The organism is Curtobacterium sp. AC272, from assembly GCF_979258155.1.
On record NZ_OZ409838.1, the window covers coordinates 2954558 to 2973072 of the forward strand.

Genomic DNA, 18515 nt, shown 5'->3' on the forward strand with positions numbered 1-18515 from the left:
CCGCCCTTCGTGGAACCGCTGACTACGCCGGGACGTAGTCGAACGTGTCGGGGTCCGGACCCGTTCGGTGGCCCTTGTCGAGCGTCGTGATGTCCGTCATGTCCTCGTCGGAGAGCTCGAAGTCGAAGATCGCGAAGTTCTCCTCGACGCGGGCACGCGTGACCGACTTCGGGAACACGATGTCGCCGCGCTGGATGTGCCAGCGGAGCACGACCTGCGCCGGGCTCTTGCCCGTGGCACCGGCGATGCGGGTGATGGTCTCGTCGTCGAGCACGAGGCCCTGGGCGATCGGCGACCAGGCCTCGGTCGCGATGCCGAGCTCGCTGTTCACGGCGCGGAGCTCGTCCTGGGCCAGGTACGGGTGCACCTCGATCTGGTTCACGGCCGGCGGGACGTCCGTCTCGGCACGCAGGCGTCGCAGGTGGTGCGCCTGGAAGTTGCTGACGCCGATCGAGCGGGAGGTGCCGGCGGCGTAGAGCTCCTCGAGCGCCTTCCACGTCGGGACGAAGTCCGAGACGGTGGGCAGCGGCCAGTGGATGAGGAACAGGTCGGTGTAGCCGCCGAGCAGGTCGGCCGACTTCTTGCCGTTCTCGACAGCTGCCGAAGGGTCGTGGAAGCCGTTGTTGAGCTTCGAGGTGACGAAGATCTCGTCACGAGGGATGCCGGACGACGCGATGGCCTCGCCGACCTCCTTCTCGTTGCCGTACATCTCGGCGGTGTCGATGTGGCGGTAGCCGACCTCGAGCGCCGTGAGCGTCGCTTCCTTGGTCGACGAGGGGTCGATCTGGAAGACGCCGAAGCCGAGCTGCGGGATGGTCTTGCCGTCGTTCAGGGTGATGTTCGGAACGGTCATGGTGTCATGCAACCAAACGACCCCCAGCAGCCATTCCGGCAACGTCCAGGATCGGGCACCCCGGGCGTGCCCCTCAGGACAGCGCGGCGGCGATGTACGCCTGCAGGGCCTGGCCGTAGGCGATCGCGGGGACCTCGGATGCGAAGCTGCGGTCCGTGCCGTCGATCGTCGCGGTGACCGTGTAGACGATCCGGCCGCTCACCGACACCCGGGTCAACCCGATGAACGACGGCCCGAGGAGTTCGCGCAGCTGGTCCTCACGTGGCAGCCAGAGCGACTCCGAGGCGGTGACGGAGTCGAGCGCCCACTCCGTCGTCCCGTTGAAGCCCAGGATTGTGCCGGTGGGGGAGTCGTGTCGTTCGACGGTCATCTCGGACACCGTGTAGACGTCCTCGTCCACCTCGGGCTTGTCGATGACGAACCGGTCGCCCGTCTCGGGGTGCCAGCGCAGGCCGGCGTCGCGGAGGGTCCTGGCGAGTGCAACGGTGATCACCTCCCCACCCTGCACGCGCGAGACCGCGCTGTCACCACGAAGTCGAGCTGTCACCACGTAGGTTGCCGAAAGCATCCCGTACTAGCATCGCCGAGCACCCCCATGCGCGAGCCCTACCCGACCGCGCGCGTGACGTGACGACGCCCGGGCAACCGGTGCCGCGCCTCCAGGCCGACCAACCGGCCACGGGGCGGGCCACCGGCCGGCGTCCCGACCGAGGCGACGGACACCCCGTCCGCCGAAGAGAAGGACCCGCATGACCCTCGAACGCGAGGAACTCCGCGACGGCTGGACCGTGACCATGGCCGGAGGAACCGGCGCGCCGGACGGCGTCGCGGGACGCAGCATCCCGGCGACGGTGCCGGGGCAGGTGCACACCGACCTGGAGCGGGAGGGCCTGCTGCCGGACCCGACCTTCCACCTGAACGAGCAGGCCGCGAAGTGGGTCGGCCGGGCCGACTGGGCCTACCGCACCGCGGTCGACGTCGACCCGCGGGGCCACGAGCGCGTCGACCTGGTCTGCGACGGCCTGGACACCGTGTCCGAACTGAGCCTGGACGGCGTCGTCGTGGGCACGACCCGGAACATGCACCGGCGCTACCGCTTCGACGCGCGCGTGCAGACCGGGTCCGGCGCGACGACGAAGGACCTCGAGATCCTGTTCGAGTCGCCGTACCGCGAGGCCGGCCGGGTCGCCGCGAAGGCCGGCAGCATGCCGGGCCCGTACGACGAGCCGTTCCCGTACATCCGCAAGATGGCGTCGAACTTCGGCTGGGACTGGGGACTCACCGCCGTCACGAGCGGTCCCTGGCGACCGGTCGCGATCGAGCGGTGGTCGACCGCGCGGCTGCGCGAGGTCCGACCGCTCGTCGACGTCGAGGCCGGCGAGGGCGTGCTCGACGCCCACATCACGGTCGAGCGCTCCGGCTTGAACGACCTGGACCAGGACGGCGAGGACGACGACCTGGTGCTCGTCGTGACCGTGAGTGGTCTCAAGGAGGACGGCACGCCGACGCGGCAGCGGTCGCGGGCGCAGCTGACACCGAAGGACGACGAGACCGTCGTCACGGTGCGCGTGCCCGAGGCGCTGCGCTGGTGGCCCGCGGCTACGGCGCGCAGGCGCAGTACGACGTGGTCGTCGAGCTGCAGACGGTCGACGGTGAGGTCCTGGACCGCGACACGTTCCGCACCGGTTTCCGGTCGACGCGGATCGACACGCAGGTGGACGACATGGGGCGTCCCTTCGGCATCCACGTCAACGGGACCCTGATCGACGTGCGTGGGGTGAACTGGATCCCGGACGACGTGATCATCTCGCGCGTCGACCGCGCGCGCCTGCAGTCCCGTCTGACCGCTGCGGCCTCGCTCGGCACGAACCTCGTGCGCGTGTGGGGCGGCGGCGTGTACGAGTCGCGCGACTTCTACGAGGTCTGCGACGAGCTCGGCCTGCTCGTCTGGCAGGACTTCCCGTTCGCGTGCTCGGCGTACCCCGAGGTCGAACCGATCCGCAGCGAGGTCATCGCCGAGGCCCGCGACAACGTCGCCCGCCTCGCCCGGCACCCCTCGCTGGTGCTGTGGAACGGCAACAACGAGAACATCTGGCTGCACGACGTGGACGGCTGGGCGGACTCGCTCGGTGACCGCGGCTGGGGCCTCGACTACTACCTCGACCTGCTGCCGACGATCGTCGACGCGGTCGACCCGTCGCGCTTCTACACCGTGGCGTCGCCGTGGTCGGGCGCCGAGTCGCTGCCCGCGAACGACGTCGACCACGAGACGCACCACTCGTGGGACGCCTGGAACCGCCTGCCCGACACCGCGTACCGCGGATCCGTGCCACGGTTCGTGTCCGAGTTCGGCTGGCAGGCGCCGCCCGCGTGGCGGACGCTGCGGGACGGGGTCGCGGACGAGGTGCTGTCGCAGGATGCACCCGGGGTGGTCCACCACCAGAAGGCGGCCGACGGGATGGGCAAGCTGGCCCGCGGCGTGGAGCCGCGGTTCGGCACGGGGCCCTTCTCGTTCGATGCGTGGCACTACCTGACGCAGCTGCAGCAGGCGCGGGCGATCGCGACGGGCGTCGAGCACTGGCGCACGCACTGGCCGCGCAACACGGGTGTGGTCATGTGGCAGCTCAACGACCTGTGGCCGGTGTCGTCGTGGTCAGCGATCGACTCGGCGGGCCGGCTGAAGCCGCTCGCGCACGAGCTGCGCCGGTTGTACGACGACGTCCTGCTGACGATCCGTCCCGTGTCGCGGGTGGCGGTCGCCCCGTCCGCCGTCTCCGGGCCGGCTGCTTCGCCGGCTTCTCCGGCGTCCCCGGTCTCGGGGGCGGTCGCACCTGGCTCGCCGGTCGCGCCCGACTCGTCGGTCGCGTCCGGTGCGGATCGGACGGGAGGCCCGGATCACCCCGGCCACTCGGCCTCCGCCGGCGAGACGGCTGATCTGGGCGACCTGGCGGACACGCTCTCGCTCGGCGTCTCGCCCGGTGCGTTCGGGTCCTCGCCCGTCGAGGTCGCCGTCCGGTCCACGAGGGGCGGCCACGACAGCGTGGTGCGCGTGCGACAGGTCACCACGGCCGGCACGATCCTGGCCGAGGTGTCGCTGCCCGTCCGGTTGTCGTCCGCCGGGGTCGCCGTCGTCGCCCTGCCCGAGTCCGTCGGCGTGGTCGACGACCCCGCGCGCGAGCTCATCGTGGCGGACATGGACTGGCGTCGGGCGGTCTGGACGCCGGGCCCCGACGTCGACGTGCGGTGGGAACCCGCGCGGTACCGCACGTCGTTCACGCCCGTCGACGGCGGGCTCGACCTGACCGTCGAGGCCGAGACGCTCGTCCGTGACCTGCTCGTGCAGCCCGACCGCGTGACCGAGGCCGGTGCCGTGGACCGTGGGTTCATGACGCTGCTGCCCGGGGAACGGGTGACCTTCCGGCTCACCGGCGTGACCGAGGCCGACATCCCGGCGCTCCGTGCCGAACCCGTCCTGTGGAGCCTGGACCGCGCACTCGGCCGTTGATATGCAGAACGACACAGTGATATATTTGGTGGTGCGCCGCTCGTTGTCGTGACCCGTGCGACTCCGGCGTCCGGTCGACCCCCCGTCGGCCCGGTCGACAGGAGGACCCACATGTCGCTCGCAATGCGCCCGCCCACAGCAGCGATCACCGTTCCCTCGGCCGTGTCCCCGACCACGGCACCGCCCTCGGCACCCGCGGGCGGTCGCCGAGGGTTCGCCCCGGCCGTTGCACTGCTGGACGTCGGACTCCTCGTCGCGGCGTTCGCGGTCGCCCATCTGGTCCGGTTCCCCTGGGAGCTCTCGGCCGTCCGGCTCCAGGCCGGCTGGATCGAGTTCGCGACGGCACCGGCGATCATCCTCGTCTGGATGGTCCTGCTGTCGACGTTCCGGACCCGCGACCCGCGCATCGCCGGCATCGGCGGCGACGAGTACCGCCGGCTCGTGACCGCGAGCCTGATCGCCGTCGCGGTGGTGGCGGTCGTGGCGTACGCGGCGCAGCTCGACCTGGCCCGGGGGTACGTGGCCATCGCCTTCCCGCTCGGGCTCCTCTTCCTCGCTGTCGGGCGGAAGGCCGTGCGCACCGTCCTGGCACGCAGTCGTGCTCGTGGGCAGCGGTTGCAGGACGTCCTGCTCGTCGGCGACACCGAGGACGTCCGGTACGTCGGGCGGCGGATCGCGGCGACGCCGAGCGCCGGGTACCGGGTCCGTGCGATCGTGACCGACTGCGTCCCTGTGGGAACGGTGATCGACCTCGGGCCGGTTTCCGCGCCGGTGGTCAGTGGGATCGACGACGTCCTCTCGCTCGCTCGTTCCGAAGCCGTCTCGGCCGTCGTCGTGGCCGGTGCCGTTCGTGGGGGGCACGAGCGACTGCGTCGCCTGGGGTGGCAACTCGAGGAGCACGGCGTCGAGCTCGTCGTCTCGTCGCCCCTCGCGGACATCGCCGCGGGTCGCGTGCACGAGCGACCCGTCGACGGCCTGCCCTTGATGCACGTGGAGACCCCCGACTACCGCCGCCGCACGGGCAAGCGCCTGCTCGACGTCGTCGGCGCCGGCCTCGGGCTGCTGCTGCTGGCGCCCCTCCTCGGGGTGATCGCCGTGATCATCCGGCTCGACGACCGCGGTCCGGTGTTCTTCCGGCAGACCCGTGTCGGCCGTGGGGGCGAGGAGTTCTCGATCCTGAAGTTCCGCACGATGTGCATCGACGCCGAAGCGCGGATGGCCGCACTGCAGGCCGCGAACGAGGGTGCGGGCCCGCTCTTCAAGATGAAGGACGACCCCCGCGTCACCCGGGTCGGAGCGTTCCTGCGGAAGACGTCGCTCGACGAACTGCCGCAGCTGTGGAACGTGCTCACCGGTTCGATGAGCCTGGTCGGTCCCCGTCCCGCGCTGCCGCGCGAAGTCGCCCTCTACGAGGACTTCGCCGACCGTCGGCTCCTGGTCACCCCGGGGATCACGGGGCTGTGGCAGGTCAGCGGCCGGTCGGACCTGGACTGGGCTGACGGTGTCCGACTCGATCTGCACTACGTCGAGAACTGGTCGTTCCTGCACGACGTGGTGATCCTCGCCCGGACGGTACCGTCGGTGCTCCGGTCGCGCGGCGCGTACTGAGGTCCTCCGGCGTGGAGGAGTCCTCGCGCCTTCCCTGTGCGAACGGTGTCCGTTCCGATCCCGGCCTGGGCATCGGGATGCCGGAGCGTTACGATGGGAAGAACACGGACTTCCGCCGCGTGGGTCGAAGAAGACCTGCGGACGGCGACCAGTTCCAGATCAAGGAGTCATGATGCTCGGAAACCTCGGCGGCGTACACCTGCTGATCATCCTCGGGATCGTCATCCTGCTGTTCGGCGCGACGAAGCTCCCGGCGCTCGCCAAGGGCCTCGGGCAGTCGATCAACATCTTCAAGAAGGAGATGACCGACGACGAGAAGAAGGCTCAGGCTGGCGACACCACGGTGCAGAACACCGCGGCCCCGACCAGCACCGTGCCGAACGCTCCTGCCGAACCCGCTGCCGGTCCGATCCTGAACCCCGGCCCGAGCGCGCAGCCGAACACCGACTCCGGCGCTAGCACCCCAGCTCAGGACACCCAGCCCCGTCCTGTCGGCAGCCCCGCGACCACTTCGGTCGCGGGGGCTTCGTCGTGCGGGGCGCGCAGCGGTCCGAGGGAGCGCAGGATGAGCACATGACCACTGCCGCACCCCGCGCGACCGCGCCGCTCCGCGACGACCGGCGCACCGTGCTCGTGGTGGCGATCCTGTCGTCGTTCGTCGTCGGGCTCGACTCGAGCGTGGTCAACGTGGCGCTCCCCGCGATCCGGCAGGAGCTCGGCGGCGGACTCGTCGTGCAGCAGTGGACCGTCGACGCGTACCTGGTGACGCCTTCGGCTCGCTCATCCTCGTCGCCGGGTCACTGTCGGACGTGTTCGGCCGGGTGCGCATCATCACGTGGGGGCTCGTCGTGTTCGGGATCGCCTCGGTCGCGTGTGCGATCGCCCCGACGGGGAGTTCCTGATCGTCTCGCGGGCGTTCCAGGGCGTCGGCGGCGCCCTGGTGACCCCGAGTGCGCTCGCCCTCATCGTGGCGGCGTTCCGCGGGGCCGCGCAGTCGAAGGCGATCGGCACGTGGACCGCCTGGTCGAGCGCGTCGACGATCCTCGGACCCGTGGTCGGCGGGCTGGTGGTCGACAGCATCGGCTGGCGCTGGATCTTCGTGCTGACCGCCGTCCCGATCGCCGTGACGATCCCGCTCGTGCTGCGGATCACCGGTGACGTGCACCCCGCCGTCCGACCGCGCATCGACGTGGTCGGCGCCGTGCTGGCGGTCGTCGGGGTCGGTGGGGCGGTGCTCGGGCTCATCGAGCAGGAGCGGCTCGGGTGGGGTGCCCCGGTGGTGGTCACCGCGCTCGTGCTCGGTGCCCTGGCGCTCGCGGCGTTCGTGCCGTGGGAACGCCACGTGACCCGGACGACCGGTTCGCCGCTGGTGCCGCTCGCGCTGTTCCGGGCCCGCAACTTCGCGGTGGGCAACCTCGCCACCCTGTCGATCTACGGCGCCCTGAGCATGGTCTTCTTCGTGGTCACCCTGTTCCTGCAGGAGGTCTGGGGTTCCCCGCCTGGCTCGCCGGTCTGGCGACGCTGCCCCCGACGGTGGTCCTGCTGCTGGTCTCCTCGGCGGTGGGTGGGTTGGCGGGACGGTTCGGGCCGCGCTGGTTCATGGCCGCGGGCCCGGCGGTGGCCGCGGTCGGTGCGCTCCTGATGCTGCTGGTCGGTGCGCAGCCGGACGGGTACTGGATCGCGGTGTTCCCCGGGCTCGTGCTCATCGGGTTCGGGATCGCGCTCATGGTGACACCGCTGACCAGCGCCGTGCTCGGATCCGTTCCACAATCCGAGGCCGGCGTCGGCTCGGCCGTGAACAACGCGATCGCGCGGATCGCCGGCCTGGTGATGGTGGCGCTCGCGGGCGTGGTCCTCGGCGGCGAGATGAGCGTCGCCGGCCTGCACCGGGCGGTCGTCGTGATGGCAGTGCTCCTGCTGGCCGGCGCGATCGTCAGCGCCGTCGGGATCCGGAATCTTCCGCGCCGACGTAAGTTGAGTGCACTAGACTCAAGTACAACACCACCGCAACGAAAGGACGGAACGCATGGCGAACCTCCAGGGCGCTCCTGACTCGCAAGAGCGACAGAAGACCGCCCTCGAGCAGTACGGCGTCGACCTGACGGCGATCGCTCGCAGCGGCAAGCTCGACCCGGTCATCGGACGCGACTCCGAGATCCGACGCGTCAGCCAGGTGCTCACCCGCCGCACCAAGAACAACCCCGTGCTCATCGGCGAGCCCGGCGTCGGCAAGACGGCCGTCGTCGAGGGGCTCGCGCAGCGCATCGTCGCCGGTGACGTCGCCGACTCACTGAAGGACAAACGGCTCGTCTCGCTCGACATCTCCTCGCTCATCGCTGGCGCGAAGTACCGCGGCGAGTTCGAGGAGCGCCTCAAGGCCGTGCTCAAGGAGATCAACGACTCCGAGGGCCAGGTCATCACGTTCATCGACGAGCTGCACACGCTGATGGGCGCGGGTGGCGGCGAAGGGTCCGTCGCGGCGTCGAACATGCTCAAGCCGATGCTCGCGCGCGGCGAACTGCGGCTCATCGGGGCGACGACGCTCGACGAGTACCGCGAGTACATCGAGAAGGACGCCGCCCTCGAGCGACGCTTCCAGCAGGTCTACGTGGGGGAGCCCAGCGTCGAGGACGCCGTGGCGATCCTGCGCGGACTGAAGGAACGGTACGAGGCGCACCACAAGGTCACGATCAACGACTCCGCCCTCGTCGCGGCGGCCAGCCTGTCGAACCGGTACATCTCCGGCCGGCAGTTGCCCGATAAGGCGATCGACCTGATCGACGAGGCCGCCAGCCGGCTCCGCATGGAGATCGACTCCAGCCCCGTCGAGATCGACGAACTGAAGCGCAACGTCGATCGGCTGCGCGTCGAGGAGTTCGCGCTCAAGCAGGAGAAGGATGACGCCTCGAAGGCACGACTCGAGACCCTGCGGAACGAACTGCGCACGCGCGAGGAACGTCTGGGCCAGCTCGAGCAGCGCTGGCAGGCCGAGCGGGCGAGCCTGAACCGCATCGGTGAGCTGAAGCAGCAGCTCGACGACCTCAACATGCGCAGCCAGCGCGCCCAGCGCGAAGCCGACTACGCGACGGTCTCACGCCTGGAGTACGCCGAGAAGCCCCGGATCGAAGCGGAGCTCGCGGCTGCTGAGCAGGCCGAGTCCGCCGACCGCATGGTGAACGACAGCGTCACCGACGAGGACATCGCCGCCGTCATCGCGCAGTGGACGGGCATCCCGCTCGGGCGGCTGCTGCAGGGCGAGACCGAGAAGCTCCTGCACCTGGAGAACGAGCTCGGCCGCCGGATCATCGGGCAGCGCACCGCCGTGAACACCGTGTCCGAGGCCGTCCGCCGCACCCGTGCCGGCATCTCCGACCCGGACCGTCCGACCGGATCGTTCCTGTTCCTCGGACCGACCGGCGTCGGCAAGACCGAGCTGGCCAAGGCGCTCGCGGAGTTCCTGTTCGACGACGAGAAGGCCCTCGTCCGCATCGACATGAGCGAGTACGGCGAGAAGCACTCGGTCTCGCGGCTGATCGGCGCCCCGCCCGGGTACGTCGGCTACGAGTCCGGCGGGCAGCTCACCGAGGCCGTCCGGCGTCGCCCGTACTCCGTGATCCTGCTCGACGAGATCGAGAAGGCGCACCCCGAGGTCTTCGACGTCCTGCTGCAGGTGCTCGACGACGGCCGACTGACGGACGGGCAGGGACGCACGGTCGACTTCCGGAACACGATCCTCGTGCTGACGTCGAACCTCGGTTCGCAGTTCATGACCGACCTGACGCTGACGGACGAGCAGCGCGAGGACGCCGTGCGCGAGCTCGTGCAGCAGGCGTTCCGGCCGGAGTTCATCAACCGACTCGACGACATCGTGGTGTTCCAGGCCCTGACTGCCGACGACCTCGGCCAGATCGTGTCGCTGTACGTCGACCGGCTCGCCCGTCGCCTGACCGACCGCCGACTCGAGCTCGCGGTCACGCCCGAGGCGCGCGGGTGGCTGGCCGAGCGCGGGTACGACCCGCTCTACGGTGCGCGGCCGCTCCGCCGCCTCATGCAGCGGCAGATCGACGACAAGCTGGCGCGCGCGATCCTGTCCGGTGACGTCCGCGACGGCGACACCGTCCGGGTCGACGTCGCCGAGGACGGCGACGGTCTGACCGTCGAGCCGTTCCAGCTGGCGGAGGTCGTCGAGGAGTAGGTGCCGACCGGAACGACCAGCCTGGAGGCGCGGTGCCGGTCCCTGAGACCGGCACCGCGCCTCCAGGCCTATGTTCCAGGGCATGCCTGAGATCCGCGCGTTCCGTCGCCTCACCGACACCGTCGAGCACGCGAGCGTGCTCGACAAGGCTGTCGACATCGACCGTTCGGTCGTGAACGCCCTCGCCCGGCCGAAGGCCCTGCGACAGGTGCTGCACGGCGTGCCGTTCGGGCACCCGCTGCACCCGCTCATGGTGCAGGTGCCGCTCGGGGCGTGGATCTCCGCCGCCGTGCTCGACGTGTTCGGCGGGAAGGGCAACGCGAAGGCCGCGAAGACCCTCGTCGGCGTCGGCCTCGTGTCGTCCGGCAGCGCGAGCGTCGCCGGGTACGTGGACTGGTCCGAACTCGACCGCGAGCAGCTGCGCGGGATGGGTGCACCAGGCCGTCAACTGGGTCGGCATCTCGCTGTACGGCCTGTCGTGGTGGCAGCGCAAGAACGGCAACCACGGCGCCGGCAAGCTGCTCGGGTTCGCAGCGCTCGGTGTCGTGGGGGTGGGCGGGTACCTCGGCGGACACCTGGCCTACCGCCAGCGCGCCGGCGTGAGCGACCACGGCGAGGTGCCGTTCGACGCGTCGCGCTGAGGGTCGCGGCCGGTTCGCGCGTTACGGCGACGAAACAGCCGCCGTCCCAGGCTGGGGGCATGGAACACCTCACCACGGACAGCCTGCCGCTCGCCGCCGTCCCGGGGATCCCCGGTGCCGCCTTCGTCGTCCGCATCGACGAGCAGTCCGGGATCGTGCACCTCGACCCAGCGGATGCTTAGGAATATCGCATGTAATGTCCCGATGCGCGTACTCGTGGTGGACGATGAAACAGCACTCGCCGATCTGATCGCCGAGGGGCTCTCGCGGCAGGACATGGCCGTCGACGTCGCCTACCGCGGGGACCACGCCGACGAACTGCTGGCCGTGAACGACTACGACGTCGTGGTGCTGGATCGTGACGTCCCGGGGGTGCACGGCGACGAGGTCGCCCGTCGGCTGGCATCGCGCGGCAGCCTGACCCGCATCCTCATGCTCACCGCGGCGACGACCCTGACCGACCGCGTCAACGGGCTCGAACTCGGGGCGGACGACTACCTCGCGAAGCCCTTCGAGTACCCGGAGCTGGTCGCCCGCGTGCGCGCCCTCGGTCGCCGCAGTGTCGCTCCGGTCGCGCCGGTCCTCGAACGCGGCGGTCTGCTCGTCGACACGAACCGGCGGATGGCGACGCGGGACGGCCGACCGCTCGACCTGACGTCGAAGGAGCTCGGCGTGCTCGAGACCCTGCTCCGCGCCGACGGCCGGATCGTCTCGGCCGAGGAACTGCTCGAGAAGGTCTGGGACATGAACATCGACCCGTTCACGTCCGCGGTCCGCGTGACGATGTCGAAGCTCCGGAAGAAGCTCGGCGACCCGGACCCGATCCGGACGGTGCCGGGGAAGGGGTACGCACTGTGAGACGGGTCCGCCGGACCCTGAGCATCCGCGCACGGACCGCACTGGTGTTCGCGCTCGCCTCGATGGCGCTGACCACGGCGGTGCTCGTGTTCGTCAACGTGACGTCGCTCAGCTCGATCTCGACGCAGATGCCGGGTTCCGACGCCGCGACCGGCCAGGCGCTGCCGATGCCGGACTTCTCCAGAGACCCGGATGGAGCCCGACCCGTCGTCCGGCGAACAGGCGCAGACCACGATGCTCGTCGCCGTCGTGGCGACGCAGCAGTGGCAGTGGTCGGCGGTCGGCATCGCCGGTGCCGGGCTGCTTGCTGGAGGGGTCGGCTGGTTCGTCAGCCGTCGCATGCTCCGGCCGATCGACCACATCACCGCCACCGCGAACCGGATCAGCGCGTCCAACCTGCACGAGCGCATCGCCCTCGACGGGCCCGACGACGAGCTCCGGCGGTTGTCCCGCACCGTCGACGACCTGTTGGGGCGCCTGGAGACCGCGTTCGAGAGTCAGCGCCGCTTCGTGGCACAGGCCTCGCACGAGCTCCGGACCCCGCTGACCGTCCAGCGTGCGGCGATGCAGATCGGACTCCCGGACGACGCGGACCCCGACGACGTCCGCCGAACGCGCGAGGAACTCCTCGAGCAGAACCGCCGGACGGAGCGCCTGGTGGAGTCGCTGCTGCTGCTCGCCGAGGCCGACCGCGGCCTGACCGGCGCGACCGAGCCCGTCGACCTGGACCGGACGATCGACGACGTGGTGCGCGACGCGGTGGGAGCCGCGCGCGCGGCGGACGTGACCGTGACCCGGGAAGGGTGCCACGGGCCTCGAGGCGGGGTGCGGGGTGAACCAACGCTCGTCCGGCAGCTCCTCGTCAATCTGGTGGGGAACGCCGTCGAGTACAACGAACCCGGTGGGTTCGTGCGCGTGACCACGGACGCTGACGGGTTCGTGGTCGAGAACTCCGGCCCTTCGGTGCCGGACGCGGTCGCGCCGCTGCTCGTGGAGCCCTTCCGTCGCTGTCGGGACAGCGTCGCCGGGCACCGCCACAGCGGGCTCGGCCTGTCGATCGTCGCTGCCGTCGTGCATGCGCACGGGTGGGCGCTCTCCATCGCGGCGCGGGACGGCGGAGGGCTCCGGGTCCGGGTCGACGTTTCGTCGGTGTGACCCACCGGGTACGCCTCGCGAAACAGCGCACTTGGTGTCCTGGAGTCATGAACAGCACTCCACACCGCCGCCGTACCGTCCTGGTCGCGGCCGCACTCATCGCCGGCACGGCGCCGACCGCCCTCGTCGGGTGCTCGTCGTCGTCGCCGGCGCGGTCCTCGGCATCGCCTGCCACGGACTGGGAGCGCGAGTACGCCGACGTCGCAACGTGCGTGCGGGACCGCGGGTTCGACGATTTTCCCGAGCAGGAACCGGGCGTCCTCGACACCAGCGACTACGCCCGCGCCGACGACCCCGGGTTCCTGCGCGCCGTTGACGCGTGCACGGACGAGTTCTCGCCGAGCACGCAGCGCGTGGGCTGACGACCACCACCACACACACACCCCAACCACTCCTCACGAACGAAGGAACCAGCATGACCACCACGACCACCTCCATCCGCCGCTCCCGCGCCCTCATCGCCGTCGCAGCAGCAGTCGTCCTGCTGCCCGGACTGCTGACCGCGTGCTCGGGTACCCCGAAGGACGACGCCACGAAGGGGTCCGGCGGCAAGGACATGGGCGTCTCGCTCGCCGAGTGCATGCGCGAGAAGGGCTACGACATGCCCGACCCCTCCGGCGCCGACAAGACGATCAAGGTCGGTGTGCCCGACGGAGTCGACCCGGACCAGTGGCAGACCGACCTCGGCGCCTGCACCGAGGACTCCGGGCAGGCGGGTGACGGCCCGAAGATGTCGAAGGAGATGCCGGGCAGCTCCGAGGCCTCGCGGAAGTCGGCGGCGTGCATCCGCGAGAACGGCTTCGCGGACTACCCGGACGACGACCAGGCAGCGTACAAGCCGTCCGACCCGGATACCTTCGCGAAGGTCGCCGAGAAGTGCGACGACGAAGCCCTCGGTGAGGTCGGCGCGGAGGCCGACAAGTGACGCCGTCCCGGCGGCGACCACTGGTCGCGGGCGTCTGCCTGGTCGCGGTCCTCGCTGCCGGCATCGGCACCTGGGCGGTCGTGGACCTGACCCCCGGTGCCACCACTGCGTCTGCGGTCGACGCGACGCCGAAGGACCGGCCCACCGCGGTCGTCGAACGAGGCGACCTGACCGATTCGAAGGTGTTCGCCGGCACGCTCGGCTACGGCACCGCGGTCGGGGTGCCGGGAGCCGCGCAGGGCACGCTGACCTGGTTGCCCAAGGCCGGGCAGGTGATCCGGAGCGACGAGTTCCTGTACGCGGTCGACGAGCGCGGGGTGCGGGCGATGCACGGTACGGTGCCGCTCTGGCGAGCACTCGAGCGCGGACTGCGCGGGACCGACGTGCAGCAGCTCAACGACAACCTGGCGGCACTCGGGTACGACGTCGCGCAGGACGACACCTTCGGGCCACGGACCCAGCACGCGGTCGAGCAGTGGCAGCGTGACCGTGGGCACCGGGTGACCGGGCAGCTCACCGCGGACGACATCGCGTTCGTCGACGGCGACGTCCGGGTCTCGGCCGTCGACGGGCAGCTCGGACAGCCGGCGGCGGGCGAGGGCGGCGACGTCCTGCAGGTGACGAGCACGAAGCGCATCGTGGTGGCCACGGTCGCGCAGGGCGACGCCGAACGGCTCGCGGTCGGGACGAAGGTCGTGGTGCGGGTCAACGGCGGCGGTGCCGCGATGCCGGGCGAGGTCGCCGACGTCGCACCGAGCACGAGCGAGGAGGGCAGCACGAAGGTCGACGTCTCCGTGGGGTTCGACGCCGGCGACCGGAAGCTGCCAGCGGCCGCTTCGGCCCAGGTCGACGCGAAGGGGGCAACCGAGCGGGGCGTGCTGTCGGTGCCGGTGTCCGCCCTGGTCGCCGGGGCAAGTGGGGAGTACGTCGTCGAGGTGGTGCGGAAGGACGGCACGACGAAGCGCGTGCCCGTCACGCCCGGCTTCACCGCTGCCGGCCGTGTCGCCGTCACCGGCGGGGTGTCCGAGGGCGACCGTGTGGTGGTACCCGGTTGACCGGCCGACTGCTCGAGGACCGAGCCACCGAGCGGGTGCTCGCGCTCCGCGACGTCACGAAGACGTACGGCGAGGTCGGGGCGCTCCGCGGGGTGTCCCTCGACGTCCGTGCTGGCGAGCTCGTTGCGGTCGTCGGGCCGTCGGGTTCCGGCAAGTCGACGATGCTCAACATCATCGGCACCCTGGACCGCCCGACGTCCGGCACGGTGACGATCGCGGAGAACGACGTCGCCACGATGACCGACGACGAGCTCTCCCTGCTCCGGGCCGACCACGTCGGCTTCGTGTTCCAGCACTTCCACCTGCAAGCCGGTGCGACCGCCACCGAGAACGTGGCGGACGGTCTGCTCTACGCCGGCACGAACAGACGGGAGCGCCACCGCCGTGCCGTCGAGGCGCTCCACCGGGTCGGGCTGGCCCACCGCGTGGACCACCGGCCGAACCAGCTGTCGGGTGGCGAGAAGCAGCGCGTGGCGATCGCCCGGGCGCTGGTCGGGGAGCCGACGATCCTGCTCGCGGACGAACCCACCGGTGCGCTCGACTCGGCGTCCGGCGAGGCGATCCTCGAGCTGCTGCGCGAACTGCACGCGGGCGGAACGACGGTGGTCGTCATCACGCACGACCTGGAGTTGGCCGCGTCGCTGCCGCGCCAAGTACGGATGCGCGACGGGCAGGTGCAGCACGACTCCGGCCGACTGACCGACACCGGCGGGATCGCGCCGTCGAGCCGGTCCGTCGATGCGGCGTCGCTCGCCGCGGCGATCCGGGGTGCCGCGTGAACGCGCGGCGTCGTCTCCGGTCCGCCGTCACCCCGGGCGACCTGCTGCGGCTCGGGGTGTTCGGGTTGCGCACACGGCCGACCCGGGTGGTGCTGTCGGCGCTGGGCATAGCGATCGGCATCGCCGCGATGATCGCCGTCGTCGGGATCTCGTCGTCGAGCAAGGCGAAGCTCGACCAGGTGCTCGACGCCCTCGGGACGAACGTGCTGACCGCGACGCAGGCCGACGGCTTCGGCGAGGTGCCCCCGTTACCGTCGACGGCGATCGACTCCGCGCTCCGCCAGGACGACGTCGAAGCCGCAGCCGGCGTGGGGGCGGTCCCCGAGAGTGCCGTCTACCGGAGCCCCTACATCCCGGCCCCGGAGAGCAAGGGGATCGGGGTGATGGCCGCGTGGGGCGACGTCCCGGCGGTGCTCGGTGCCCGGCTTGCCGACGGTCGGTGGCTCGACCCCGCCGCGGACGCACCGCCCCAGATGGTTCTGGGATCGGACGCCGCGGCGGCGCTCGGCATCGAGCGGGTCGGCCCCGACACCCGCGTGTGGACAGGGGTCGCTGGGTGCAGGTGGTCGGGATCCTCGAGTCCCTGCAGCTCGCCGATGACCTGGACAACCAGGTGTTCGTCCCCGTCGGCCTCGCCCAGCAGCTCGGCTTCGACGGGGCGCCGACCGCCGTCTACACCCGGGTCGACCCTTCGCGCGTCGCGCCGGCACGGGACGTCCTGGCGAACGCCATCAGTCCGGGGTCCCCGCAGGACGTCGGCGTGACCCGGCCGTCCGACGCGCTCGCCGCGAAGGACGCCACCGACGACTCGTTCACCGGCCTGCTCGTCGGCATCGGCGGCGTCGCACTGCTCGTCGGCGGCATCGGGGTCGCCAACACGATGGTGATCACCGTGCTGGAACGCCGAGCCGAGGTGGGCGTCCGCCGAGCCCTCGGGGCACGGCGGCGGAACATCCGCGACCAGTTCCTGGTCGAGTCGCTGCTGCTGTCGTTCCTGGGTGGGGTGGCCGGTGTGGTGATCGGGGTCGGGGTGACGGTCGCCTTCGCCCTGGCGCAGGGGTGGCCGGTGGCGATCCCGCTGTGGGCCGTCGGCGGCGGGCTCGGCGCGACCGTCGTGATCGGCGGTGTGTCCGGGTGGTACCCGGCAGCGCGCGCAGCGCGCATCCCACCGACGTCCGCCCTGGCGGCCGTCTGAGGCCGTGGTGCTGATCCGGGAGGCCCGGTGCCGGTCTGCGGGACCGGCACCGGGCCTCCCGGTCGTCCCGTCCACCCCGGCGACGCGAGGCGCAGATCATGGCTGGTCATGACCAGTCGTGTCAAGCATTGGCGACGATCTGTTCGCCATCCGTGATCCCCCGGAAACACGCGGATCGAACGCGCTCACAGGGACCGATCCAACGGTTGACAAGGGCTCTCGGAAGGTCTTCTATTGCGAATACGCAACGACCTTTCATAAAGGCCGGACCAAGGGAGTCAACGTGACACGCACGCGTTTCGCCGCACTCGGTGCGCTCGGCCTGGCGGCCGCGCTCGCCCTCACCGGGTGCTCCGCCGGAAGCAACGGAGCTTCCGACGGTGGCACGAAGGCCATCGGCACACCCGATGGCAAGGGCAAGACCATCACCGTCTGGATGATGAACGGCGACCTGAGCGACAAGGTCCTCGACGCAGCTCAGAAGCAGTTCACGAAGGACACCGGGGCGAAGGTGAAGATCCAGACCCAGCAGTGGGACGGGATCACCACGAAGCTCACCACGGCGCTCGCCCAGGATGACGCCCCGGACGTGGTCGACCTCGGCAACACGCAGGTGCCGGTCTACGCGGCGGCCGGCGGTCTCATGGACCTGACGCCGTACCGCGACGAGCTCAAGGACGGCCAGACCTGGCTCACCGGGCTCGAGGGGCCGGCCACGGTGGACGACAAGCTCTACGGCGCCCCGCTGTTCGCCGGCAACCGCGCCGTCGTCTACAACAAGAAGGTCTGGAAGGACGCCGGTGTCACCGACGTGCCGACCACCTACGACGAGCTCACCGCCGACCTGGACAAGGTCAAGGCCGCCAACACGGCGAGCGACTTCTCCGCCTTCTACATGCCCGGCCAGTACTGGTACGGCGGGCTGCAGTGGGTCTGGGACGCCGGCGGCGAGATCGCCTCCGACAAGGACGGCAAGTGGACCGGGAAGCTCGACTCCGACGACGCCGTGCAGGGCCTGACGGCGTGGAAGACGTTCCAGAACGACTACTCCGCGAAGTCGACGCAGGACATCAACACCGACAAGCCCTCGCAGAGCGACGTCTTCGCGCAGGGCAACACCTCGGCGTTCCTCGGCTCGGCGTGGGAGATCGGTTCGATCACCACGGCGAAGCCGGCGCTCGCCGACCAGATCGGTACGTTCCCGATGCCCTCGCAGACCGACGGCAAGACGCAGCCGGTGTTCCTCGGTGGCTCCGACCTCGGGATCCCGGCGAAGGCCGCCAACCAGGACCTCGCGCTGTACTACCTGAAGATCCTGACCTCGAAGGAGTTCCAGCAGGACCAGGTGTTCGGTGTGGACGGCTGGGAGCCGAACTCGACCGAGCTGCTCGACGCCGTGGCCGACGACGTCGACACCCTGCACAAGCCGTACTTCGCGGCAGCGGCACGAGCCGTCCGACCCCGGCGACGCCGGGCTGGGCGACCATCGAGGGCGACGCGTCGTTCCAGTCGATGTTCGCGGACATCGCCACCGGGCGGAAGTCGCCAGAGCAGGCCGCCGAGGGCTTCTCGAAGCACCTCACGACCGCGCTGAACGCGCAGCAGTAGTCGATGACCTCCACTGCAGAGCAGGCGACCGGTTCGGAGCAGTCCGGGCCGGTCGCCGGCGGCGAGGGGACCGGGGGCGCGGGTACCGGGGCATCGGCGGTGCCGGGTCGGGGCGGCCGGTCCGTCCCGGCCGCGGGG

Annotated in this window: 18 protein-coding genes and 2 pseudogenes; 18 read left to right on the top strand and 2 right to left on the bottom strand. The window is 70.8% G+C overall.

Annotated elements, in window-relative coordinates; genetic code table 11:
* Positions 1-22 precede the first annotated feature (22 nt).
* Together ACZZ0J_RS15190 and ACZZ0J_RS15195 are read right to left on the bottom strand one after the other, a co-directional pair.
* On the bottom strand, positions 23-853 hold the full coding sequence (locus ACZZ0J_RS15190; RefSeq protein WP_463437567.1) for an aldo/keto reductase: 831 nt from the start codon (positions 851-853) through the stop codon (positions 23-25).
* Between the two features lie 73 nt (positions 854-926).
* Entirely contained in the window at positions 927-1346 is a 420-nt protein-coding gene (locus tag ACZZ0J_RS15195) for a pilus assembly protein CpaE (RefSeq protein WP_194648426.1), read from the bottom strand.
* Between the two features lie 256 nt (positions 1347-1602).
* On the opposite strand from ACZZ0J_RS15195, the gene ACZZ0J_RS15200 reads away from it, so the two are divergent.
* From ACZZ0J_RS15200 to ACZZ0J_RS15285, 18 genes and pseudogenes are all read left to right on the top strand, one after another.
* Positions 1603-2616 carry a glycosyl hydrolase 2 galactose-binding domain-containing protein gene (locus tag ACZZ0J_RS15200; protein WP_463437568.1) on the top strand — a complete coding sequence of 338 codons (1014 nt, stop codon included), beginning with the start codon at positions 1603-1605 and terminating at the stop codon, positions 2614-2616.
* Between the two features lie 1853 nt (positions 2617-4469).
* A complete protein-coding gene (locus ACZZ0J_RS15205; protein ID WP_463437569.1) occupies positions 4470-5966 on the top strand; it encodes a sugar transferase in 1497 nt (498 codons plus the stop codon).
* A gap of 172 nt (positions 5967-6138) precedes the next feature.
* Positions 6139-6543 (top strand): twin-arginine translocase TatA/TatE family subunit, encoded by a 405-nt coding sequence (gene tatA, locus ACZZ0J_RS15210; RefSeq protein ID WP_463437570.1) that lies wholly within the window; start codon positions 6139-6141, stop codon positions 6541-6543.
* A 163-nt stretch (positions 6544-6706) separates the two neighbouring features.
* Complete coding sequence (locus ACZZ0J_RS15215; protein ID WP_463437571.1) at positions 6707-6868, top strand: hypothetical protein; 162 nt, start codon at positions 6707-6709, stop codon at positions 6866-6868.
* Positions 6838-7608 (top strand): MFS transporter, encoded by a 771-nt coding sequence (locus tag ACZZ0J_RS15220; protein WP_463437572.1) that lies wholly within the window; start codon positions 6838-6840, stop codon positions 7606-7608. The genes ACZZ0J_RS15215 and ACZZ0J_RS15220 overlap by 31 nt, the downstream gene beginning before the upstream one ends.
* On the top strand, positions 7566-8018 hold the full coding sequence (locus ACZZ0J_RS15225) for a hypothetical protein (RefSeq protein WP_463437573.1): 453 nt from the start codon (positions 7566-7568) through the stop codon (positions 8016-8018). Before ACZZ0J_RS15220 ends, ACZZ0J_RS15225 begins: the two co-directional genes overlap by 43 nt.
* The gene (locus tag ACZZ0J_RS15230; protein ID WP_463437574.1) at positions 7993-10161 is read left to right on the top strand and encodes an ATP-dependent Clp protease ATP-binding subunit; all 2169 of its coding nucleotides are present in this window, start codon (positions 7993-7995) and stop codon (positions 10159-10161) included. The genes ACZZ0J_RS15225 and ACZZ0J_RS15230 overlap by 26 nt, the downstream gene beginning before the upstream one ends.
* A gap of 250 nt (positions 10162-10411) precedes the next feature.
* A pseudogene (locus tag ACZZ0J_RS15235) lies at positions 10412-10802 on the top strand (DUF2231 domain-containing protein).
* Between the two features lie 59 nt (positions 10803-10861).
* Entirely contained in the window at positions 10862-10984 is a 123-nt protein-coding gene (locus ACZZ0J_RS15240) for a hypothetical protein (protein WP_267238216.1), read from the top strand.
* A 22-nt stretch (positions 10985-11006) separates the two neighbouring features.
* The gene (locus tag ACZZ0J_RS15245) at positions 11007-11660 is read left to right on the top strand and encodes a response regulator transcription factor (protein ID WP_463437575.1); all 654 of its coding nucleotides are present in this window, start codon (positions 11007-11009) and stop codon (positions 11658-11660) included.
* Between the two features lie 192 nt (positions 11661-11852).
* A complete protein-coding gene (locus tag ACZZ0J_RS15250) occupies positions 11853-12815 on the top strand; it encodes a sensor histidine kinase (protein WP_463437576.1) in 963 nt (320 codons plus the stop codon).
* 47 nt (positions 12816-12862) lie between these two features.
* A complete protein-coding gene (locus tag ACZZ0J_RS15255; RefSeq protein ID WP_463437577.1) occupies positions 12863-13177 on the top strand; it encodes a hypothetical protein in 315 nt (104 codons plus the stop codon).
* A gap of 53 nt (positions 13178-13230) precedes the next feature.
* A complete protein-coding gene (locus ACZZ0J_RS15260; RefSeq protein WP_463437578.1) occupies positions 13231-13740 on the top strand; it encodes a hypothetical protein in 510 nt (169 codons plus the stop codon).
* The gene (locus ACZZ0J_RS15265; RefSeq protein ID WP_463437579.1) at positions 13737-14795 is read left to right on the top strand and encodes a peptidoglycan-binding protein; all 1059 of its coding nucleotides are present in this window, start codon (positions 13737-13739) and stop codon (positions 14793-14795) included. Before ACZZ0J_RS15260 ends, ACZZ0J_RS15265 begins: the two co-directional genes overlap by 4 nt.
* A complete protein-coding gene (locus ACZZ0J_RS15270) occupies positions 14792-15574 on the top strand; it encodes an ABC transporter ATP-binding protein (protein ID WP_463437580.1) in 783 nt (260 codons plus the stop codon). Before ACZZ0J_RS15265 ends, ACZZ0J_RS15270 begins: the two co-directional genes overlap by 4 nt.
* A gap of 128 nt (positions 15575-15702) precedes the next feature.
* A pseudogene (locus ACZZ0J_RS15275) lies at positions 15703-16035 on the top strand (ABC transporter permease); the annotation flags it as partial.
* A 95-nt stretch (positions 16036-16130) separates the two neighbouring features.
* Positions 16131-16769: an ABC transporter permease gene (locus ACZZ0J_RS15280; RefSeq protein WP_463437581.1), complete on the top strand. Its 639-nt coding sequence runs from the start codon at positions 16131-16133 to the stop codon at positions 16767-16769.
* Positions 16770-17052: 283 nt separating this feature from the next.
* Positions 17053-18363, top strand: a complete 1311-nt coding sequence (locus ACZZ0J_RS15285) for an extracellular solute-binding protein (RefSeq protein ID WP_463437582.1) — start codon at positions 17053-17055, stop codon at positions 18361-18363.
* The last annotated feature ends 152 nt before the right edge of the window (positions 18364-18515 follow it).